23 protein-coding genes and 1 pseudogene are annotated in these 21,266 nt (G+C 33.2%); 19 read left to right on the top strand and 5 right to left on the bottom strand.

The window, feature by feature from the left end:
* Positions 1-2: 2 nt before the first annotated feature.
* From A8C32_RS00560 to A8C32_RS00480, 16 genes are all read left to right on the top strand, one after another.
* Positions 3-200, top strand: a complete 198-nt coding sequence (locus A8C32_RS00560; RefSeq protein WP_069828505.1) for a hypothetical protein — start codon at positions 3-5, stop codon at positions 198-200.
* A gap of 2 nt (positions 201-202) precedes the next feature.
* On the top strand, positions 203-523 hold the full coding sequence (locus A8C32_RS00555; protein WP_069828504.1) for a hypothetical protein: 321 nt from the start codon (positions 203-205) through the stop codon (positions 521-523).
* 11 nt (positions 524-534) lie between these two features.
* Positions 535-981, top strand: a complete 447-nt coding sequence (locus A8C32_RS00550) for a hypothetical protein (RefSeq protein WP_069828503.1) — start codon at positions 535-537, stop codon at positions 979-981.
* Positions 930-1,235, top strand: coding sequence for a DUF6843 domain-containing protein (locus A8C32_RS00545; protein ID WP_123803282.1), 306 nt, complete (start codon positions 930-932; stop codon positions 1,233-1,235). The genes A8C32_RS00550 and A8C32_RS00545 overlap by 52 nt, the downstream gene beginning before the upstream one ends.
* 42 nt (positions 1,236-1,277) lie before the next feature.
* The gene (locus A8C32_RS00540; protein WP_069828501.1) at positions 1,278-1,592 is read left to right on the top strand and encodes a hypothetical protein; all 315 of its coding nucleotides are present in this window, start codon (positions 1,278-1,280) and stop codon (positions 1,590-1,592) included.
* Positions 1,593-1,669: 77 nt separating this feature from the next.
* Complete coding sequence (locus A8C32_RS00535) at positions 1,670-5,134, top strand: toxin VasX (protein ID WP_069828500.1); 3,465 nt, start codon at positions 1,670-1,672, stop codon at positions 5,132-5,134.
* 10 nt (positions 5,135-5,144) lie between these two features.
* Positions 5,145-5,906, top strand: coding sequence for a hypothetical protein (locus A8C32_RS00530; protein ID WP_123803281.1), 762 nt, complete (start codon positions 5,145-5,147; stop codon positions 5,904-5,906).
* Positions 5,907-5,933: 27 nt separating this feature from the next.
* Complete coding sequence (locus tag A8C32_RS00525; protein WP_123803279.1) at positions 5,934-7,481, top strand: cysteine peptidase family C39 domain-containing protein; 1,548 nt, start codon at positions 5,934-5,936, stop codon at positions 7,479-7,481.
* Complete coding sequence (locus A8C32_RS00520) at positions 7,478-8,002, top strand: hypothetical protein (RefSeq protein ID WP_069828497.1); 525 nt, start codon at positions 7,478-7,480, stop codon at positions 8,000-8,002. Before A8C32_RS00525 ends, A8C32_RS00520 begins: the two co-directional genes overlap by 4 nt.
* A gap of 314 nt (positions 8,003-8,316) precedes the next feature.
* On the top strand, positions 8,317-11,922 hold the full coding sequence (locus tag A8C32_RS00510) for a toxin VasX (RefSeq protein ID WP_069828495.1): 3,606 nt from the start codon (positions 8,317-8,319) through the stop codon (positions 11,920-11,922).
* 3 nt (positions 11,923-11,925) lie between these two features.
* Complete coding sequence (locus A8C32_RS00505) at positions 11,926-12,726, top strand: hypothetical protein (RefSeq protein ID WP_069828494.1); 801 nt, start codon at positions 11,926-11,928, stop codon at positions 12,724-12,726.
* Between the two features lie 122 nt (positions 12,727-12,848).
* The gene (locus tag A8C32_RS00500) at positions 12,849-13,640 is read left to right on the top strand and encodes a hypothetical protein (RefSeq protein WP_069828493.1); all 792 of its coding nucleotides are present in this window, start codon (positions 12,849-12,851) and stop codon (positions 13,638-13,640) included.
* A gap of 122 nt (positions 13,641-13,762) precedes the next feature.
* Positions 13,763-14,101, top strand: coding sequence for a hypothetical protein (locus tag A8C32_RS00495; protein ID WP_069828492.1), 339 nt, complete (start codon positions 13,763-13,765; stop codon positions 14,099-14,101).
* 123 nt (positions 14,102-14,224) lie between these two features.
* A complete protein-coding gene (locus A8C32_RS00490; protein ID WP_069828491.1) occupies positions 14,225-14,479 on the top strand; it encodes a hypothetical protein in 255 nt (84 codons plus the stop codon).
* A 109-nt stretch (positions 14,480-14,588) separates the two neighbouring features.
* Positions 14,589-15,026: a hypothetical protein gene (locus A8C32_RS00485; protein ID WP_069828490.1), complete on the top strand. Its 438-nt coding sequence runs from the start codon at positions 14,589-14,591 to the stop codon at positions 15,024-15,026.
* 122 nt (positions 15,027-15,148) lie between these two features.
* Positions 15,149-15,394: a hypothetical protein gene (locus A8C32_RS00480; RefSeq protein WP_069828489.1), complete on the top strand. Its 246-nt coding sequence runs from the start codon at positions 15,149-15,151 to the stop codon at positions 15,392-15,394.
* A 353-nt stretch (positions 15,395-15,747) separates the two neighbouring features.
* Here the strand turns inward: A8C32_RS00480 and A8C32_RS00475 are convergent, their stop codons facing one another.
* The 3 genes and pseudogenes from A8C32_RS00475 to A8C32_RS19630 form a co-directional block, all read right to left on the bottom strand.
* Positions 15,748-16,026: a type II toxin-antitoxin system RelE/ParE family toxin gene (locus tag A8C32_RS00475; protein WP_069828488.1), complete on the bottom strand. Its 279-nt coding sequence runs from the start codon at positions 16,024-16,026 to the stop codon at positions 15,748-15,750.
* Positions 16,026-16,277 (bottom strand): hypothetical protein, encoded by a 252-nt coding sequence (locus A8C32_RS00470; RefSeq protein ID WP_069828487.1) that lies wholly within the window; start codon positions 16,275-16,277, stop codon positions 16,026-16,028. Before A8C32_RS00470 ends, A8C32_RS00475 begins: the two co-directional genes overlap by 1 nt.
* 50 nt (positions 16,278-16,327) lie before the next feature.
* Positions 16,328-16,489 (bottom strand): annotated as a pseudogene (locus tag A8C32_RS19630) (site-specific integrase); the annotation flags it as partial.
* 72 nt (positions 16,490-16,561) lie between these two features.
* On the opposite strand from A8C32_RS19630, the gene A8C32_RS20460 reads away from it, so the two are divergent.
* Complete coding sequence (locus A8C32_RS20460) at positions 16,562-16,723, top strand: hypothetical protein (RefSeq protein WP_165605767.1); 162 nt, start codon at positions 16,562-16,564, stop codon at positions 16,721-16,723.
* Positions 16,724-16,988: 265 nt separating this feature from the next.
* Here A8C32_RS20460 and A8C32_RS00465 read toward each other — a convergent pair whose 3' ends face one another.
* Both A8C32_RS00465 and A8C32_RS00460 read right to left on the bottom strand, forming a co-directional pair.
* The gene (locus tag A8C32_RS00465) at positions 16,989-18,347 is read right to left on the bottom strand and encodes a DUF5458 family protein (RefSeq protein ID WP_069828486.1); all 1,359 of its coding nucleotides are present in this window, start codon (positions 18,345-18,347) and stop codon (positions 16,989-16,991) included.
* 7 nt (positions 18,348-18,354) lie between these two features.
* Entirely contained in the window at positions 18,355-18,810 is a 456-nt protein-coding gene (locus A8C32_RS00460) for a hypothetical protein (protein ID WP_069828485.1), read from the bottom strand.
* 252 nt (positions 18,811-19,062) lie between these two features.
* On the opposite strand from A8C32_RS00460, the gene A8C32_RS00455 reads away from it, so the two are divergent.
* A complete protein-coding gene (locus A8C32_RS00455) occupies positions 19,063-19,491 on the top strand; it encodes a GPW/gp25 family protein (protein WP_069828484.1) in 429 nt (142 codons plus the stop codon).
* Between the two features lie 2 nt (positions 19,492-19,493).
* The gene (locus A8C32_RS00450; RefSeq protein WP_069828483.1) at positions 19,494-21,263 is read left to right on the top strand and encodes a type VI secretion system baseplate subunit TssF; all 1,770 of its coding nucleotides are present in this window, start codon (positions 19,494-19,496) and stop codon (positions 21,261-21,263) included.
* The last annotated feature ends 3 nt before the right edge of the window (positions 21,264-21,266 follow it).

Here is a 21,266-nt window from a genome sequence, read left to right as displayed (position 1 = left end):
ACATGGAATTTATAGCTAAAGTTAATGCCGAAGGAAAGGCATTTGTAAAGTTTTTGAACGATGGGAATAATTATTTATATTTTGAAGATGGCTGGTGGAGTTCAGACATAAAAGGGGAAAATAGAATAAGGGAAGCAATTGTTGGAGATAGAGTTTATTTTCATATCAAAATGAAAATCATGATTATACAGAGTCTGTAGATATGTGCCTTTTTGATGATAATAATGAACCTGAAGAAGTTGGTGTAAAAAAAGATAAAGATGATTTTATAAAATTAGTTAAAGCTAGCGATGAAAGTAAAGAATCACGTTATGAAAAAGTAACGAACTACAAGGTTGTTAAATCTATCATATTAACCGATTTTGAAAGTGACGTAGTAAATGATCATGATAAACAACTAGAACTCTATTTTAGATGCTCTTATAAGAATGAAGAGCATGTTGAATTGCCTATCAAGTCGAATGATTATTTAAAAGTATACGATAAGCAAATTCCAATGGTCCACTTCACGAAGAATTATTAGCATGGGAACTTATGGATTTAAAAGAAATGGGGATGTCGCCTTTCAATTGGGCAGATGATTTGACAGGGGATAAATTTAAAGAATGGAAACTGGATAACCCAAATTATGACTATGTACAACCTATTACATTGCAAATTCAGTTGAAGAGACAAAGAGGGAATTTAGTGTTTGATAAAATTATTTCTGCAGCAGATATTTATAGAAAAGCAGTTAAAAAAGAAGATAAGCAGTCTTCTAGAACTTTATTAGGCGACTTACTTTTAAGTAACAACATAAATATAGGACATTATATGGCAGAAAATGGTAGGGAATATGTAGATAACTTACATAGAGACTTACATAAAGGTTTAAAGAAAATGAAAGCTGAAAATGAAACTAATATATATGAAAATTTAACAATCACTAAATGGAACGAAATACATTTATGTCGCCCAGCAGCAGAAGATTTAGAGGAATAGTATTTTTTACCTGTCTCTTTTTATATTCTTGTTTAAAATCGGGTGGAAGTCAGGATGGTGAAATATATTATATTCCAGAAGGTGTTACGGGCAGTATTTTGGTGCTTTTTGATTGTGAAGATGGTAAACCTGAGCAGTGGAAAGATGGAAAGCGTCTATACTTAATTCCGCCTTCAGGCATATTGAAAACACAATTTAAGGCAAATACAGGTTGGATATTGTTTGAGGATCAGCTTTCTGAAACAAAAAAATAGAAGAAAAAATGCGAGTTTATAATAACTTATTTCAATTTTACTATGTTGACGAAAACTATAAACCAATTAAATTATGCCTATTTCAAATATTATAAGGAGTTTGTAAAACAAAATGATTATAATGTTTTTGGAGGTAATGGAATTACTGGAGGTAAATATACTAATAGTGAAAAAAATATAGTGTATGTAAAAGATACAGTACCAAATTACCGAACTTTTTTTGATGGAAGAAAGGCAACAGATTTTTATCGAATTCATTATTGGGATAGTTTTGACATGAGGAAGGATAGTATTCCTGCTGATTTTAATTGGGAAGCCTTAAAAAAATTAAGGACAAAAACTGAAAAACAGGAATAATGTGACCAATCTATTAATGATAGATATTAAGTAAAATATAGACTTCTCTTTTGAGAAGAGAAAAACGATAAAAAGAGATGGCAAACAAAAAACTTCAAGTAACCGCAGTATATGTAACAGAGGACGAGCCTGTTATTGCAAAAGCAGTCAATAAAAATGCAACTGGTTTTCAGGTTATTAGTATAGACGGGCCCTACGATAAGCCTGGAGGCAAAAAAATAGAATTTGTAGACAAAACAAAACAATATGTCTACTACATTACCATAGACGGTGATACCTCTATGGTAGATAGAGGCAAAATAAATTGGGCTGTATCTTATGATGGAGAAGGCTTAGGTAATGAATATATAATTGAAGACGTTAATGGGGGGCGAATAGACAAAAACCGTTTATGGCTCTACATAAATTCTCAGCTTGCAGAAAAAACCTTTACGATATATGCGTATACTGGTTCTGTGCCTACTAAAGGCAGTTCTATTACAGTATCAATAGACCATGCGCAATATAAAGCAGATATCCTTAATGGAGACCGCTGTTCAGTACCTTCTAACACCACTATTGTAACCGATGAACCAACACCAACAGCAGACCAAGAGTTTGAATTACAAGAAGGCTTGCGTCTCTATTTTTTACGATATGGTTTCTTTTTGGGAGACAAAGGAACTAATCACAAAAATGATGAATACTCACTTCTAAATAATGAAGGAAAAGTTAGCCCTTATTATAACGGGCTTAAGCTTAAAGGGTTTCATTGCCATGCTACCGAGTTAAATTTGGGCTATATCTATATTATCAATCCAGATAAAGCAACACCAAAAGACTCTTTTGAATATGAAATATTACCACAGCAAAAACTCTTTGAGATTCCTTGGCACGAAAAAGAAAAACGAACGCTCCGCTCCTCATTACGCAAGCAACGCAATTCGCCAGCCCCCTACCATATTATTCCAGATATTGAGGAGGTTAAGCAACTTTATGCCTGCTTTAGTCCAATGCAATGGAGTGCAGAGTATTACAAAAAAATGTGCGACGATGCTGCCTTGCGAGAGGAGCGTATGACTTTAATTTATTGCGAGCCTTTTAGTCCTGCCGAATTTGATAGAAAGACAAAATACAGTAAAATATATAGTTATGTAGGTTTTAGTGCAGTGTTTCCAGAAGCCAATTTTATTGGCTATAACCGCTTAAAAAAGCGTAGAGAACGCATAGCTAAACATTACAAACCTGACTCTGAGAAAATTTTGGATCTTTTTGTACCCTTACACGATGCTATAGGTTGTGCAGAAGACATGGCATTCCATTTAGATAGAGAAGTTATATACCATCGTGCCAATCTAGAAGCGATACGCTATGGCGAGTGTATAGACGATGTAGTTCATCGTATCATTAATGGAGATACAAAAACACAGATTACTCCAGAGGAACAAAAAATTTCAGACATGTTTAGCCTCGCACTTACGAGCTATCAAATGGTATATAATAATGCGGAATCTATTGGCGATTACGATGGAGGCGAAGATATTGGCGCTGGCTTTATTTGGCATGATGGTAAAGGGGTTTACAAACCCAAATTACTCAAAGTACTAGATGTAGAAGGCCGTAAAGCCCAACGCCAAAAAATACGCGATATACAAAACGATTTTGGAACTTACATACAAAGCAACTGGTTTAACCACTTTACCACAGATTTTTATCAAAACAGTGATATTTGTAATTTTACCATAAAACCAGTAATTGCAAGATACTTAAGTAACTTAGCCCTTAATCCACACGATATAGACCGAGCATTAGACCTTAAGAGGCACCAAGAAAACGACTCCCCTTGGGAGGACTTTGTAAAAGAGTGTGTGGCATACCAAAAACCAAGAACAAGCATACAGTCTATATTAGACTACCAAATAGACATTACGCCAGAGTTCGAAAAACTAGCACGTGCCTTTAATATAGGCGTTATTGTACGATTCTCCGAGTTTATAAATAAGATGCTAGATAGTATGGCAAAAATTATAACCAAAACAAGCACAAGGAATTTACATGTTTTGGTAAAACGGCTTAATGCAAAAACGGTATATGGCGTTAAGGTGTTTGATTTGCAAGCAGGGGAAATTCGCGCTAAAATCCCAAAAAATGCAACCTTAATTATAGACCCAGAAGACATTGTAGATTATAAAGGTAAAAATAACTATCTCCGTGTAAGGCAAGATGCTAATAGTGTAAAATTGCTTAATAAAAAAACGGCAAAAACAAAAAAAATTATAATACCAATTGAGCAAACCGAAGAATATGCTGCTATAGGCGTTAAAAGGGCAGAAAAAATTGGTAAGTTTCTTAACCATGACGCTTTTAAAGGCTGTATTGCAGGCTTACAAGTGCTTAATTTAGGAGTGGCTATAAGTAGTTTTGATGATAGCACAAAAAGCTATGTGAATTTAGTGGGAGTAATTGCAGAATTTTCCGAAGCCCTTTTAAACTTTAAAAAGGTCAATGCTCGTGTTGCTGCATTTCATATTATGAGACAGAATATAGGTAGGTCTATAGTAAAAGTCGTCCCTATGGCTTCGGCAGGCATTACCGTAATTATGTGTGGCTGGGATGCTTATGATAGTTTTGGTGCTCGCGATGACGATGCCGCTTTGGCATTTGCTGGGGCAGCTTTAGCATTTTCTGGAGTAACTATTACTACCGTAGGTACTACCACTGCTATTGGCGGTGTTATAGCATCTAATCTTGGTATTGCAAGTTTATTAGGACCAATAGGTTGGATCTGTGCAGGTATTGGTGTAGGGTTATTGGTATTGGCCTATTACTTAAAAGATACCTCTTTAGAGACTTATTTTAAACACTATATGTTTTCAGATGCTATTGCATCACCTGTTTCTGTCAATTTACCAGCTTGGCAACATAATTTAGAAATGTACCAAAAGCGTAAACTACTTATGGGCGAGAATAATACCATGATGTATCTAGAGGACCCCACACGAGCTAGTGCCGAACTGTACGACCTTATTGTATGTAGCGATATTAGTTATAAGCAATCTAATTTTACTAAGCCAAAAACAGATTATAGTTGGATTTCTAACACAACAACCATTACAAAATATGCTATGACTTTTACTGTAGAGGTAAGTTTTAGGCAGTTTTTTCGTACTAAAGAGCAATTTAAGTACGAGTTATATTATTACCCTTATGGTATAAAAAGAGGGAGCGAAGTTTTTATAGCTCCCAATTTTATGGTTACCCATATAGAAGGTAATGCCAAAACCCCACCAAAGGCTCGTGTAGTAATTAATATAAGTGAAAAATTAGCTAACAAAGCCAATGCTTATAGTTGCTTATTATTTGTATGTCGTTTGCACGAAGTGCAAGATGGTATGGACTACCCCATTGTGTATAATGGTGTAGAGCGCCATTTGGGGGCTATAATAAGTATACAAAACATAGAAACTATAAAAAGAACTGGGGCAAGCGGAAGTGCACGTTTGTTTAAAGAAAACGTTCGTATTGCACCAAAAACCGAATTAATTAATGGCAATGCCTTTTAATAGATAAAACATGACACGATTTAAGCGCTTTAAAAAGAAATGGCTCGACAGCCGTATGCCTTTTTTAATACTTGAAACACCAACTCCGTTAGACACTAAATATATTTGGACAAAAGAGACTAAAAAGGGAGCATATGATTATGTGGATGATAAAAAACTAATCATAGACAAACAAGAACACTTGGTTTATAAAATCTTGGGGGGAACGATACTTGCATTTGCTTTGGTTATGAGTTTGATAACCTGGAGTTTTAAAATACATCATTTAGTTACTATTTGTGTCTCTGCTCCTTTTTTTATTTATGGTTTTACCGCGCCACAAAAGTTGTATGTATATAATCGCGAGCAGGGGTTAATTACGTTTCCGAGTTATTTTTATAAACCAGATATTACTATGCCTTTTCCAAAATCTAGTGTTACTTGGTTTGGTAATGGTGGTACTAGTGGCGCAATGCGTATAGAATTGTATGTGTCTAAAGAAAATGCTCCAGGTGGAGCATTATTGCTCACGCATCATTATATTCATGAGGCTAGTGAAGAGTGGTCTTTTATAGTCTGGTATATGGACAAAAACCGTCCTTTACCACCTGGCGATGCGTTTGATGCTTACCGCGAAGCAGATTTTGAGCGTCGTAAAGCAGAGGGTTTTCCACCACCATTATTTAAAAGCCAAATACCTACGCCAGAGACTACTCCTAAACAACAAAAAGAACGTGAGAAATACTGGAAAGACAGAGACTATTTTGGTAAAAGTGAATCGGTATGGTTTTAAAAAAACAATGCCTTTTAATAGTAAAGTATGACACGATTTAAACGTTTTAAAAAGAAATGGCTCGACAGCCATATGCCTTTTTTAATATTAGAGTTACCTACACCCTTAAATAAAAAGGATATATGGACGAAAGAAAGTAATGGTACCTATGATTATGTGGATGACAAAAAAATAATATTAGACAAACAAGAACACTTGATTTATAAAATCTGGGGGGGAGCGATACTTGTAATTGCTTTATTTATTTATCTATTTGGTTTATTAGTCTCAGATAAAGGCATTGCTACTTCTGGTTATATTGGAATATTAATAATGGTAGGTATTTCAATTCCTTTTTTTATTTATGGTTTTACCGCGCCACAAAAGTGGTATGTATATAATCGCGAGCAGGGGTTAATTACGTTTCCAGAGTGGTTTTATAAACCAGATACTACACTACCGTTTACAAAAGGCAAATTTACTTGGTTTGGTAATGGAGGCACTAGTGGTGCATTACGTATAGAGCTTTATGTAGCAAGAGGAGAATCAAAAAAAGGAGCCTTGTTAGTTACTCATCACGAAATAGGAGAGGCTAGTGAATCTTGGTCTTTTATAGTCTGGTATATGGACAAAAACCGTTCCTTACCACCTGGCGATGCGTTTGATGCTTACCGCGAAGCAGATTTTGAGCGTCGTAAAGCAGAGGGTTTTTCACCACCATTATTATTTAAAATCCCATTTAATGTAAAAAAGGGAAGTTCTAATTCTAAAGACGATGATGGCATAATAAATATTAAATTATCTAATAATAAGGGTTTTAAAATAGTAAACTCAACTGAAATAAAAACAAAGTATGGTTCTATTATTGAGGTTGAAATTGAAATAGACGCTCAAGAAAAAGTCGACACTTACTTAAATTTTTATTCTAGTGATAATAAGGACGATACATGGAATGCTGGTGAGTATGAGAATGTTTATTGTGGATGTTTTAAGTTAACTTTTGATTATTGTGTATGTACAGATTGGTCAGCTGTTGCTCCAATTATTCCTAAAGGCAAGTTTATAGGTTGGGGACATACTGGAATTACACAAAATTGTTACCACTATAGTTTAGAGCAATTACGACAAGCGGGACACTGGGTGAAATCTGAAAGATGGAATAAAAAATGGGACGGTACCAAAGAGGTGAATGATCACATTTATCAAATATTTTTAGAGACTGATGTTGCAGGAATGACCAAAGGAGTGCAAAAAGATCAATTTAAAAAAGGGGTAGAATATTTAAAGAAGACAATTAAAAATAAAATACCTGTAATGGTAGGTGTAGATGACGATGTAAAATTAAGCAATGATGATGAAACAACTGAACACTTTGTAGTTATTGTAGGTATGGGTAGTGATACTAACGGAAACTATTTTTTATTTTATGATAATGCTGTACCAAATAGTTCTGTAGGAGCATCTTCAGATAATAAACTGTATTGTAAATGTAAAGATTCTAAATTAGAAGGAACAGGTTCACTTTTAAATAGATATATACAAATAAATACAAGTAAAAAGAAATATGTGGTAACACAAATTCGGGAAACAAAATGATTAAAAACATAATAGCCATTTTAGTACTCATTTTTCTATGTTTATCATGTAAGAAAAACAATAGAGAGCAAAAGAGTTTTAATAAAAAACCCATTAAGATTGATTCTTTAAAATCTAGCTTAAAAAGTGATATTCAAAATAAAAAAGATAGTAGAACAAGTTATACTTTAAAGTTTGAAAACGGAGATGTTGTTAATGTTGTAAGTAATTTTTTTCCAAGAGAGGCAATCGATTCATTTTCACAATCAAATAAAAATATACGAGGAAAATATTTTTATTGTTTTAAAGGAGGAATAAGTTCAAAGGTGTTTAAAATATTAAGGGAAAATGGAAAAGAGTTAAAAGTTAATACTGCACATAGTATTATTGTAGAAAAAGACACATTATTTTTTAATGGAAAAAATAATATTCCATGCTTGAAAGAGAATGATAGTATTTTAATAAAATCAATAGTTTACACATTTTATCAGAAAGGAAAAATGACTAATCTATTAATAATAGATAATTTAATTAAAAAATAAAGACACAAACAATTCAAATTAACACTATAAAATGTAGCAATGACCCAAGTTTATTCAATAGCATGAATAGTAAAGGATTATTATATAAAGATTCTTTAAAATTACTAGGTGATATAAACTCTTTTGAAAATTTAAGTAGTATTAATATGTTTTTTAAAGAACCAAAATTTAAGCATGTAAATTATAAAAATAGAGAACGAATATGTTTAGCATTAAAAAAACAACATAGTACCTTAGAAAAGAACCGAAAGTAAAATACCAAGCAAAACTACTCATACAAAGTTTCTTTGGTTTAGTTTTAAAACAAAATAACAATGGCAGACAATAATCTCGAAGTAACCGCAATCTACGCAAGTGGAGACACAGTTGTAAAAGAAACAGCAACAACAAACAATGCTACTTCATTTAAAGTAACAGATCTCGAAGGCCCTTTTGATGACAACGGAAACCTACTTCAATATATAGAAGAAGGGCAAATGTGTGTGTACATTGCTACCCTAGATAAAGACGTCTCAACAGTTAACATTAGAGAAGTTAACTGGGCAATGACTTATGATGCAAATGGTAATGGAGATTTAAAATTTGAAAAAATACAGGGTGGTCGTCGTTACGATAAAAACCGCATTTGGCTGTACTTACAAAGTGAAAAAGCAACGTCACTACTTACCATACACGCTTATACAGGTGTATTGCCCGTTAATGGTAGTAGTGTTACGGTATCTGTAAACCACGCACAATACGAAGCTGGCTTAAAAACTGGCGATCGCTGTAATGTACAATCCAATACCACCATTGTTACCAATGCTACTACGCCACTTAAAGATAAAGAATTTGAGTTAGAAGTAGGTATCCGTTTACACTTTTTACGCCCTGGCTTTTTTAAAGGAACTGGTCATGATAGTAGAGGAGGAAATCCAAATACTTTAGGCAACCAAAACAATAAGTTAGAACATGCTCATAAACACATAGATTTAAAGAATTTTCATTGTCATTTAACCGAGCTTGTACCTGGTGGATATATATATGTTATAGACTCAAAAAAAGTAAGCCTTGAAAAATCTTTTGAGTATTATGTAACACCAAAACAAACACTTAAAAGAATACCATGGTATACAGACCCTAAAAGCGAAGACAAACGTACAGTTTTTGGTGCTAAAAAAGCAGGAAAAGCGATTACCGAACATCACTATCATTTAGTAGAATACATTAAAGACAAAGAGGAAACGCCCGAAGTCTATGTGTGCTACAGTCCTGTACAATGGTCTAAAGCTTATTTTGAAAAAATGCTTAACGACCAAGAAATGCGTAGTAAACGTATGGTTAAAGTTTTGTGCGATGCTATGCAGCTTAACGAATATAGCCGTGAGCAAGAAACCATCTTTTCTTATGATGGTTTTAGTGCCTTTTTTAATAATAATAATGAAATAGGTTATAACCGATTAAAAAACAAGAAAAAATACCTAGCCAATAGCCAAGCCAAAAAAACAGGAGAAGACGCCAAACTAAAACCAGATATGTTTATTCCACTGCTAGACCCTGTAAATGCAGCAAGAGAAATAGCTGATGAACTGGCAAATAGCATGCTTAATTTTAAAGCTTTAGTAGAAGCCATACAAACAGGCGAAACCCAAGAGGAAGCCTTTAACCGTATTTGCGCAGGTAACGATGCGCCAAAACCCGAACCAGAATATCAATCTCTCTACTCTTTAGCACTTACAGTATACCATATGCTATATAACGACGAGTCTATGATAAAAAAATACGATGGAGGCGTACCTGCGCCAGATAGTCGTTGGGGAGAGCTACACTACGGAGAAGCATATAAAGAGAAAACAGTATGGACGGGTAATAATACACATAAAGAAAATAACATAAAACTTTTGGGTTACGATGGTGCGGACTCTGCAAAAATAGAAGGTATATTGGGTGTTGCTGCTCGAAAAGAATTACGAGAAGAGATTGCTAAACTACGTGATGATTTAGGCAATTTTTTAAGCCATAACGATTTTAAAATACCACTAGACGATTATCTCTATAATGCTAAAGAGCGACAACTAGAAGGACGAGTAATGTTTTCTGAATTACTAGAAACACTTTTTACTACTACCTACGATTTTGACAGGCATCTACTTTTACAAAAAGATTATGTAGATGCAGACCCTTGGAAAGACAAAATACTAGACATTACAAACAACGAGCTTGCTGCTAACTACAAAGGAGGAGTGAGTAAAGCACCAGATTATAAAGATATAGATCCTTTATATGCGTTAGTCACCCCTTTACTAAATGTAGATGCAGTGCTAACTAGCAGTAATAAAATAGGTAAAAAGTTGCTAAGCGCCATAAAAGCAAAACTAAAGTTTGAGGCGGCTAGAATATTTAAAGAGGTGAAAAAAAGCCGTGGCAGCTACTACACCAACTGGGACGACTTTGTAAAAGTAGTGGTAAAAAAATGCAATGCCAATCTTAGAGTGTTTAATACCGATATGATAGGGCTTAGCAAAAAAGAATTTAATGTAGCCCTACAACAAGCCTTGGGCGATAGCTACGAGGTAAACACCAATTTTGTACACAAAGGGAAATACACAGGTGCTAACCCCGATGTACACCGTTTAAAAAAGAAACCCAATGCCGTAAAAGTAATCTCTACAAAACCAGGAGACCATGTACTAGAAATACGCGTGCGTACCAAAATTACCGAAGCAGAAGCCTTAGATATTGCTAACAAACGCAATATAAGCGATAAAGCTGCCAAAATATTAAATAGCAAAGGATTTACGGGAGTCATTGCCTTACTAGACCTGTATAACCTATACGGAACAGTGTCTAAATTTGGAGAAGGTTCTACTAAAAGAGATAAAGCAGATTTTGTAAATGCCAGTATTAAATTAACGGAGTCTGGGCTAGCTGCATCCAAAGCATTTGGGTTAAAAACGAATTTCTTTGATAAAAAAATAGTAACTAGAGGGGTAGTTAGAGGTACAGGTATGCAACTCTTAGGTGTTATTAGTTCGGTAGCTACGGCAGGCATGTGTGTATGGGATGCCGCCGAAGCATTTGAAAAACGTGATGCCGATGCGGCAGTTGCCTATAGTATGGCAGCCGTAGCTTTTGGTGTATCAGCTTACGCAGGCTATATAGCGTTTATGTCTGGTGCAGCATCAGCAGGTCCTGTGGGGTGGATTGCCGCCATAGTAGGTACGGGTATATTTGTTATTGCTATTATGTTAAGTGATACCCCTTTAGAAACCTATTTCAAAAACTTTTTGTTGAGCGATGATAATACAAAATTTACCATACAAGCCCATGAAAGCCCTATGGTGTATAACCGTAGGTTGTTTGATAATAGAAAGCTTTTAATGCATGACGATGATTATTATAAAACCATGATGCATCCTACCGATGCCGAAGCTACACTCATGAATCTTATTGTTTGTCCACATGTAACACTTAAGCCTACCATAGTACAGAAAGATTTGCCTGGTGCAGCACCTACATTAGATTTTGTACAGTATCTAATAATCGCTCTAAAGTTTTATAAATTTTTTAATGATAAGGAATCCTTACAAGTCATTCCTTACTTTCTGCCATGGGGCATAAATAGTAATATAGAAGGGAATAATTTAAAACCCATGCTAGCCGATGAATATAGTATATCTCAAGATGTAGGCACTCTTGGTATATCTATTAGTTTTAAAAACCGCACAGTTGCTTTGTTTTCTCAGTTAATATTAGCAGTACGACTAACTATAGACGATAGTCAATCACTCTATTTTCCATACAATAACCGAAGTGGAGAAGCCGTATATTTAGCCATAAAAATACCTTTGGGTAAAAGTTTCGGGTGGTATGACAATGAGTTTAACGAAGCACCAAATTTTTTAACCAAAGACGAATTGTTTAAGTCTAAAAACTGGTAATTAATGACAGACAAATTTTATAGACCCATTACACATCAAGGGTATAAAAGTAAAAAGGTAGAAGAAGGCTTAAAAAACAGTTTTCATCATGTACCTAAAGGTGTTTTAAGAAAAGAGGTTTTACACGTTCAATCTGAGAATGTAGGTAAAAACAAAGAATTTTATTACGTAGACAATAACTGTATGTCTTTAAAGACTGCTTCTAAGGTAGTCCCTATATGGGGTGGGGGGATAATGTTGTTTACATTGATAGTTTTTTTATGGGGAGAAGATGTAACTGATTTGAATACTTGGGATATAGGAATGTTTTTTTTTATAGGAACACCTTTGTTTTTCCTTTTATTTTTTATTTTTTATTTTTTTACAATGCCTAAAAAAGAAGATATTTTAGACCGTATGCGTGGCACCATAACTTTTACAGGTGCATTTTGGGGTAAAAATATTACCATGCCTTTTAGTAAAGTCATTTTTCATTTTAGCACAGGTGGTGAAAATATGGTTGGTGCTTATATGTTACAAATAGTACGCCCTACGAATCGCACCTTTCGTATATTTCCTTACGGTAGAGAATGCTACGAAAGTATCTCAGGTATAGTATGGTATATGGATAAAAACCGCCCTTTACCACCAGGTACTGCTTTTGACCCTTATCGCGATGCAGATTTTGAGCGCCGTAAAGCCGAAGGCTTTCCACCACCATTGTATCCCAGCCAAGTACCCACGCCCGAAGCAACCAAAGAACAACAAAAAGAGCGAGATAAATACTGGAGAGATTTAGATTATATTACCAATATAAAATATTAACCAATGTTTTTAATTATAAAACCCCATTTGGGTAAAAGTTTCGGGTGGTATGACAATGAGTTTAACGAAGCCCCAAATTTTTTAACCAAAACCGAATTTTTAAGTCTAAAAATTGGTAATTAATGACAGAGAATACATTTTACAGACCCGTTACGCATCATGGTTATAAAACTCAAAAAATAGAGGACAACTTAAAAAAAGGATTTCATCATGTCCCCAAAGCTATTTTAAGGAGTGAAGTTATAAGTATACAGAAGGAAGATATAGGTAGTAGAGAACTTTATTATTTAGACGATAATTACATTTCAATGGCAACAGGAGCTAATGTACTCCCTGTATGGGGAGGGGGGATTAGCACCTTTGCTTCGTTACTTTTTTTACATTATAACGTAATACAAAATTGGCCAAAGGATGGTTTTATAGCAATTTCAATTTCAATTTCAATTTTATTATTTTGTATTCTTTATTATTTTACCATGCCCAAAAAAGAAAATATAATGGATCGTATGCGTGGTACCATCACCTTTACAGGCAGTTTTTGGGGTAAAAATATTACCATGCCTTTTAATAAAGTTATTTTTCATTTTAGTACAGGTGGCGATAATATGGTTGGTGCCTATATGTTGCAAATAGTACGCCCTACCAATCTTACATTTTGTATGTCTAATTATGGGAGTGATTGTTATGAAAGTATTTCTGGAATTGTTTGGTATATGGATAAAAACCGCCCTTTACCACCAGGTACTGCTTTTGACCCTTATCGAGATGCAGATTTTGAGCGCCGTAAAGCCGAAGGCTTTCCACCACCATTGTATCCCAGCCAAGTACCCACGCCCGAAGCAACCAAAGAACAACAAAAAGAGCGTGATAAATACTGGAGAGATTTAGATTACATTACCAATATAAAATATTAACCAATGTTTTTAATTATAAAACCCCTTTGGGCAAAAGTTTCGGATGGTATGACAATGAGTTTAACGAAGCCCCTAAGTTTTTAACAAAGGCTGAATTGTTTAAGTCTAAAAATTGGTAATTAATGACAGAGAATACATTTTACAGACCCGTTACGCATCACGGTTATAAAACTCAAAAAATAGAGGGCAACTATCATACCTTTCGTATATACAGTCATGGTGATGATTGTTACGAGAGTATTTCTTTAATTGTTTGGTATATGGATAAAAACCGCCCTTTACCACCAGGTACTGCTTTTGACCCTTATCGCGATGCAGATTTTGAGCGCCGTAAAGCCGAAGGCTTTCCACCACCATTGTATCCCAGCCAAGTGCCTACACCAGAAGCAACCAAAGAACAACAAAAAGAGCGTGATAAATACTGGAGAGATTTAGATTATATCACCAATATAAAATATTAACCAATGTATTTAATTATAAAACCCCATTTGGGCAAAAGTTTTGGATGGTATGACAATGAGTTTAACGAAGCACCAAATTTTTTAATAAAGGCTGAATTGTTTAAGTCTAAAAATTGGTAATTAATGACAGAGAATACATTTTACAGACCCGTTACGCATCACGGTTATAAAACTCAAAAAATAGAGGGCAACTTAAAAAATAGCTTTCATCATGTCCCCAAAGCTATTTTAAGAAAAGGAGATGAAATCTGGAATATTGCCATAGAAAATATTGGTAAAAAGAGAGATTTTCATTTCGGTGATGACAAATATCTGTTACGAGATTCAGAATCTAAAGTAGTGCCTATATGGGGAGGGGGATTATGTTATTTATATTGATAGTTTTTTTATGGGGAGAAGATCTGACAAATTCTAAAACTTGGGATATAGGAATGTTTTTTTTTATAGGAACACCTTTGTTTTTCCTTTTATTCTTTATTTTTTTACCATGCCGAAAAAAGAGGATATATTAAATCGTAAAGATAGCACGATTACATTTCCAGGAAGTTTTTGGGATAAAAATATTACCATGCCTTTTAGCAACGTTATTTTTCACTTTAGTACAGGTGGAGAGAATGCTATTGGTGCCTATATGTTGCAAATAGTACGCCCTACTAATCATACCTTTCGTATATACAGTCATGGTGATGATTGTTACGAGAGTATTTCTTTAATTGTTTGGTATATGGATAAAAACCGCCCTTTACCACCAGGTACTGCTTTTGACCCTTATCGCGATGCAGATTTTGAGCGCCGTAAAGCCGAAGGCTTTCCACCACCATTGTATCCCAGCCAAGTACCTACACCAGAAGCAACCAAAGAACAACAAAAAGAGCGAGATAAATACTGGAGAGATTTAGATTATATCACCAATATAAAATATTAACCAATGTTTTTAATTATAAAACCCCTTTGGGTAAAAGTTTCGGATGGTATGACAATGAGTTTAACGAAGCCCCTAAGTTTTTAACAAAGGCTGAATTGTTTAAGTCTAAAAATTGGTAATTAATGACAGAGAATACATTTTACAGACCCGTTACGCACCAAGGGTATAAAAGTGAAAAAGTAGAAAAAGGCTTAAAAAACAGTTTTCATCATGTACCTAAAGGTGTTTTAAGAAAAGAGGTTTTACACGTTCAATCTGAGAATGTAGGTAAAAACAAAGAATTTTATTATGTAGACAATAACTGTATGTCTTTAAAGACTGCTTCTAAGGTAGTACCTGTATGGGGAGGGGGGATTTCTTTGTTATGATAAGGTGTGTTTTGCCAAGAATGGCATTTTTAACTCAAAAATCGCCTAAAAAACTAAATAGCTTTTATTTTAATAAATTGGTCAAAAATAAGTTAATGGCTACTCGAAACATTTGAAATAATAGGGGTTTCAAGGTTTTTGTTTTAATGATTACTCACTAAAATTCTAGAATGTCGTGTATAGGTTTTTTGTAGGGTAAACTGGGTTTTCAAAAATAGTGTTTGCGCACCTGTTTTTATCCTCTATGCCCATACATTTTATACGCTTTAAATTTTTTTTAGACCCCCTGCATCACATAAAGGAAGTGTTCAAAATCATTTTCAAAACTGAAATAAAAACCACTTTTTAAAAGTCTATTTATAGTATTGTTTATGATGAAGAATTTTTAATACTCGTAATGTAGTACCATCAATAAAAAAATGTATCCCAAAAGGAAAAGTTTTAGTATGAGCAATACGAATACCTTTATATCTTATTTGGTGGTATAATGGATTTTCTGCTAGTTCATCTATTGTTTTAACTAAATCGGCGGTAAACTTATGGTTTAGAGAAGTAGAAATTTCTAAATAGTACTCGGAAGCCTCTTTAATGTTTAATTGAGCTTCGTCTGTTATATCAATTTGGTATGTCATTATTTACGACGTAATTGCTTTTTTACATTCTCCCAAGGTGTGTAGTTTAGTTGACCTTTTTTGTGTTTGTCAAGCATATCATCCATCATAGCCTTGTATTCGTCCGTCAATTCAAAACTATTTGCTTTTTCTCGTAAAATATGCTCCATGTAATTTTTTAGTTTACGCCCTTCTTTTTCAGCTTGAATCTGTAGCAAGGCTAAAGTATCATTATCTAAACTTATTTCTTTACGTTTTCTTTTCTGTATCATAATCGTATTATTTACATCTAATATACGTATAAATTACGAAATAATAAAAATTAGTTGAGTTTAGACATTGCTTCATCTAAAGCGTCACTGCCAAAATCTTCTAAATAAGCTTTAGTTACTGCTTCACTTGAATGACCCATTTGCTGACTAATTTTACTCTCAGAAACGCCATTAAATTTTAAATGTGTTGCAAAACTATGTCTTGCTACGTAACTGGTAAGGTTTTGGTATAACTACTTTTATTGATATACTTTTATATAGCCCATAATTAATAGATTTGAATTATGGTAAAGCGAGAACATCAAAATGATTTTAAAGTGATGATTGTAGAGCTTCTAAAATCAGGAATGAGTCTAAAAGAAGTTGGCTCAGAATACGATTTAAACAGCAGTGCTATAAAAGTACAGGTAAATGCCAGTGGTACTAATTTAGGTAAGGCCTTTTAATAACATAAACCTCGTATTAGTATTTACAAAAAGATGGTGTAGAAGTTACTGGTTTTTATTTGCAAGGTCTTGCCGTGTAAAAAGTATTAGTTCCCTTGTTAACCAAGTAGTTATAGCTATAATTTTAGCCTAAACACCAACCAATGCGAAGTATTCTTAAATTTTCACCACACAAAAATTAAAAATCTAACAGATTATAAAAACAAAAAAGGGTTAGAAAAAATCTAACCCTTAAATTAATACGTTTTATAAAATGTAAAACTATTTAGTTTTGTTGTACATATTCACTATTCCATATAGCATTTTCAGGACCATCACCTTTGTGACCATCTAATTGAATTACAAAACTTTTTGCAGGGAAATATGGTGTAATATGGATATCTAAAAGTACTCTATCCTTTTGGTTAGGATCTTGCTCGATTTTTACCACTTTAAAACGCTCAATTAATTTAGAAGGACCTTGAATACCATCTAAAAACTTAACGATTTGGCTACGTAAATCGGCTTCTGTTCTAGTTGTCCAGTTTTCAAAAGCTTTACGGTTTAAGAAATCAAAAAGCACTTTAGTAATATGGTCGAATACACGAACTACAGAGTATGTTTGTAGCCCTAAGTTATCACCATTAAATAACGTTTTTGCCGAAAATGCCATAACTTTACTGTACTCGTTTACCATAGGAACTAATCCCATTTTTTCAAGTTCAGAAATTTCACTTTTCTTTAAATCAAAACGTACACTTTCTACTTCGTTAATACCACCAAACTTTTTACCGGCAACAACTTGAGACATTAATGTGCTATAAATTTTTCCAGCTAATGCTGTAGAAGGCGGTACAAATAAATCGCTTTCTTCTCCAACAGCATCTTCTTTTTTACGACCTAGTAACCAGTTACAAGTCATTAAAGTATTAGCTTTATGGATATCTGCCCCCGTATGGTTTGCGTTAAAGAAAATATCAACAACATCGTCTGGAGTCTCTAAATCTTGAAAATCTGTAACTAAAACAGCCTTATTTTCATGAGCAATTTTAGACCATTTATCTAATACAGCATTAGATCCTAAATAACCAGGAACAGCTACAATACCGTAATTGTTACGTAAATCTAATCTATCAAAGTTTTGTTTAAGCTCGTTAGATACGTAATCGATAAAAAGCGTATTATCTAAATCCTTTACTTGATCTAAATCTGCATTAAGAATAGTTACATTCTTAACTTTATCAGACTCTGTGTTTTTATAAAAAAGTGCTACAGATCTGTAAGAACGTTCTAATTCTTCAGTTGTTTTAAGTGCTTTTAATATGTTAGTATTTAAAACCTCTTCAGCCTTAGTCGATTTATCTTTAGCAATATCTCGCATTGCTGTAATATCCTTTTCACTTTTAAGAATTTCTAACCAAACCTTAAGACGGTTTGTTAAATTTTTTCTTTCATTTTCCCATTGCTCATCATTTAAGAAAATATTACGTCTAGCTTTTCTTTTAGGATTTAAGTTAGAAAAACCATCTATAATGTTCTCAACAAAAGAAAACCCTCCGTATTCTGCTAAAGCATCAATACTTTTAGATGCCTCTACTTGTTTTTGTTCTTTATTTTTTGCTATAGCTTGTGCTTGTGTAGCCATGTTTTTTCTATTTTTGTGATGATTCAATTTCTTTTAAAGACGCTTCTAATAATTCTATAATAGCAGCTTTTGTGTCTGTGTTTTCAAGTGCTTTTTTAAGCGCTCTATTAGACGACAGCTGTCTAGAAATTTTTATATTCTGCTCTTTTTCAATATTGAGTTTGTTTAAAAAATCACTATTAGATTTAATAGATTTCGCTCCAAAATCGCCTAGATTTTTAAAGCTCATTTCTTCTTTCACATCGGCTCCATTTTCATCTTGAAATTCAAGTTTTACTTTTGGTGCAAATTTTTCAAAAACTTCTTCAACAGTTTTTAAGTTATGAATAGCTTCGGGGGTCACTGGTGGTTCGTTTGTAAGTTTTTGAACTAACAGTGTTCTGTTTGAAGGAATATCAGATATTGATTCGCTTGAATCAAGCTTAACTTCATTACCTCCAATTCCATAATTGTACATTGACATAAGATATTATATTTATTGTTTGATTTTTTTTACTAAAGTATAAAAATAAAATAAAAGAGCTACAAAATATTAAGAATTGTATTAAGTATTTGGTAATTAGTGTATTGCGTGATAAGTAAGCTTTTAAAACATTATAATTTTTATTTAACTTCGTTTTTTTTTAGAAAAAGAGTTCTAATTTTGTTTTGTTTTCTTAATTAAGAGTCCTTTATTTATCTAAAAATTGGTGTATTTACCCAAAAAGCATTGAAATTGAAATACATAAAATTACCTATAAACTTTTCTTCTCTCATAAAAGGAAAAGATTCTTCTTCATGTTCTTTAGAAGAATCGATAGCACAATCTATAATGATGCAAATTACAAGCCGATATGGAGAGGTTGCTGGACGACCAGATTTTGGTTCGGATATTTGGGAATTAGAGTTTAACCAATTGGTAAAAGTCTACGAATGGGAAGAAGATGTTAAACAATCACTTTTAAAAACAATAAATCTTTACGAAAAAAGACTTTACGATGTAGATGTTACTGTAAACTTGAGCGAATTTGAAAAAGAGTCAAGCCTAAGACGCCGAAGAGATATTAGAAGAAAGGCAGATATTTTTGTTACTGGTAAAATTATTTATCAAGATCTTCCATTTCATTTTAATACAGTATTATATATAAGTCCGTTATCACAATAAACATGGCAAATAAACACCAAATTATAAAGGAGAACATGGTAGAAAAAGCCATGGAACTTTGGGGCATTGAAGAGGTAGAACTTATAGATCCTATAATAGAACTATTATTAGATGTTTTTAGTTATGAGTTTGCAAAGATTGAACAAGACATAAAAATATCTGATGCAAAATTACTAGAACGTATTTCAAAAATTTTAGTAAAAGAAAGTTGGTCATTACCATTACCTTCTCATGCCTTGTTGCGCGCAGTACCTTCAAATAAATTTTTAGAGGTTACAAGAAACACACAATTCTATGTTCAGAAAATGGTTCAAGGAGATCAATACATGGATTTGTTTTTTACACCATTACTTACGCATAAACTTATAAATGGACATGTTGCATGTATAGCTAAAAATAAATCAGCTCATTTTTTTGATAAAAAAGGAAGAGAACTATTAGAAGTAAATGCTAAAGGAGACAAAAGAATAGATAATTATACCTTGTGGCTGGGTATTGATATAGATAGTGAACTTTTAAAAGGTATTAAAGAATTGCCATTAGCATTAATACTTAGAGATTCGGATATTGATAGGTATTTAAAATTATTAAAGTTTTTTGATGCCGAAGGTAAAGCGTTAAAACATAATACACTTGCCGATAGCGTTAGTCCTACAAAAGAGCATTATTTTGAAGATGTGATGCGTTATTATCAAAACTACTTATATAATGTAGAGTTAGATAATGAAAAAGCTAAGCTTAAGGTTTCCGAAAAATTTGAATCGTATTTCTTCGATGAAGATATAGAAGAATTTAATAGCGATCTATTTTGGATAAAAGTTGAATTTCCAGTAGCGTTTAATCCTACCGAGTTAGACAAGCTGGATATAACGATGAATACCTTTCCTATTGTAAACAGGAAATTACAATATAAACAACATAGTATTAAGAGAAACGGAAAAATAGCATCGTTAAGAACCTTAAATGAGCACTTTTTAAATATAGAAACAATTTTTGATAACGAAGGGCGTATTTATAAAAACACGTTAAGAAACGATATTAATAATTTAAAAGGAAGCTTCTCATTATACTTTGGTGAATTAGAACAATTTGACGAAAGAAATGCAAAAGCCGTTTTAGAGCAGGTTATACAAACCGTTAGAGAAGAAGGAAGTTCTTTTTCGGCTATAGGATACGATTTACTTAATGCTTATTTAGAAGATCTTAATGAAAAACTAGATATTATTGAGCGTAAAGTAAATGTTGGCTATAAAAATATATTTAATAGAAGTGATAGACAATATTTACTAACAATACCTTACGAAGATTCTGTTAATCTAGAATATCAATTTTGGACTACAGATGCAGATTCTGCCAATGGTATACCCAAAAATAGAGTTTTAGGGCAATTTCAAACCAGCGAGCTTATTCCGCAAAGTATACGATTACAAACAGATACCGTAGGTGGAAGTATTAAAAATGATGCTAAAGAAAAAATAAGTAACCTACGTTATGGCTTACTTTCAAAAGACAGAATTATTTCATCAGAAGATATTAAAGAATTTGTAAGGAAAAGTATAGGAAAAACGGTAGACCATATCGAGGTTAAATCTGGAGTTGGTATTTCGCTTCATAAAAAAGGAGGCTTAGTAAGAACAACTCATGTAAATATCCACTTAACTAGTGATAAGCTACATACAAGCGAAAACAAAAAAAGGCTAGGTTACTCGCTACAAAAAGAATTAGAACAAAAATCAGTACATAATTTACCTTACTCAGTATCAATACATTAATTT

The organism is Flavivirga aquatica (assembly GCF_001747085.1).
In the GTDB taxonomy this organism is placed as follows: domain Bacteria; phylum Bacteroidota; class Bacteroidia; order Flavobacteriales; family Flavobacteriaceae; genus Algibacter_C; species Algibacter_C aquatica.
The sequence above is the reverse complement of the archived record's forward strand: the minus strand, read 5'-3'. Positions and strand labels throughout refer to the sequence as shown.

Coding starts and splice junctions, on each gene's coding strand:
- A8C32_RS00560 (WP_069828505.1), top strand. CDS start 3: ATGGAATTTATAGCTAAAGTTAATGCCGAAGGAAAGGCATTTGTAAAG.
- A8C32_RS00555 (WP_069828504.1), top strand. CDS start 203: ATGTGCCTTTTTGATGATAATAATGAACCTGAAGAAGTTGGTGTAAAA.
- A8C32_RS00550 (WP_069828503.1), top strand. CDS start 535: ATGGATTTAAAAGAAATGGGGATGTCGCCTTTCAATTGGGCAGATGAT.
- A8C32_RS00545 (WP_123803282.1), top strand. CDS start 930: ATGGAACGAAATACATTTATGTCGCCCAGCAGCAGAAGATTTAGAGGA.
- A8C32_RS00540 (WP_069828501.1), top strand. CDS start 1,278: ATGTTGACGAAAACTATAAACCAATTAAATTATGCCTATTTCAAATAT.
- A8C32_RS00535 (WP_069828500.1), top strand. CDS start 1,670: ATGGCAAACAAAAAACTTCAAGTAACCGCAGTATATGTAACAGAGGAC.
- A8C32_RS00530 (WP_123803281.1), top strand. CDS start 5,145: ATGACACGATTTAAGCGCTTTAAAAAGAAATGGCTCGACAGCCGTATG.
- A8C32_RS00525 (WP_123803279.1), top strand. CDS start 5,934: ATGACACGATTTAAACGTTTTAAAAAGAAATGGCTCGACAGCCATATG.
- A8C32_RS00520 (WP_069828497.1), top strand. CDS start 7,478: ATGATTAAAAACATAATAGCCATTTTAGTACTCATTTTTCTATGTTTA.
- A8C32_RS00510 (WP_069828495.1), top strand. CDS start 8,317: ATGGCAGACAATAATCTCGAAGTAACCGCAATCTACGCAAGTGGAGAC.
- A8C32_RS00505 (WP_069828494.1), top strand. CDS start 11,926: ATGACAGACAAATTTTATAGACCCATTACACATCAAGGGTATAAAAGT.
- A8C32_RS00500 (WP_069828493.1), top strand. CDS start 12,849: ATGACAGAGAATACATTTTACAGACCCGTTACGCATCATGGTTATAAA.
- A8C32_RS00495 (WP_069828492.1), top strand. CDS start 13,763: ATGACAGAGAATACATTTTACAGACCCGTTACGCATCACGGTTATAAA.
- A8C32_RS00490 (WP_069828491.1), top strand. CDS start 14,225: ATGACAGAGAATACATTTTACAGACCCGTTACGCATCACGGTTATAAA.
- A8C32_RS00485 (WP_069828490.1), top strand. CDS start 14,589: ATGCCGAAAAAAGAGGATATATTAAATCGTAAAGATAGCACGATTACA.
- A8C32_RS00480 (WP_069828489.1), top strand. CDS start 15,149: ATGACAGAGAATACATTTTACAGACCCGTTACGCACCAAGGGTATAAA.
- A8C32_RS00475 (WP_069828488.1), bottom strand. CDS start 16,026: ATGACATACCAAATTGATATAACAGACGAAGCTCAATTAAACATTAAA.
- A8C32_RS00470 (WP_069828487.1), bottom strand. CDS start 16,277: ATGATACAGAAAAGAAAACGTAAAGAAATAAGTTTAGATAATGATACT.
- A8C32_RS20460 (WP_165605767.1), top strand. CDS start 16,562: ATGGTAAAGCGAGAACATCAAAATGATTTTAAAGTGATGATTGTAGAG.
- A8C32_RS00465 (WP_069828486.1), bottom strand. CDS start 18,347: ATGGCTACACAAGCACAAGCTATAGCAAAAAATAAAGAACAAAAACAA.
- A8C32_RS00460 (WP_069828485.1), bottom strand. CDS start 18,810: ATGTCAATGTACAATTATGGAATTGGAGGTAATGAAGTTAAGCTTGAT.
- A8C32_RS00450 (WP_069828483.1), top strand. CDS start 19,494: ATGGCAAATAAACACCAAATTATAAAGGAGAACATGGTAGAAAAAGCC.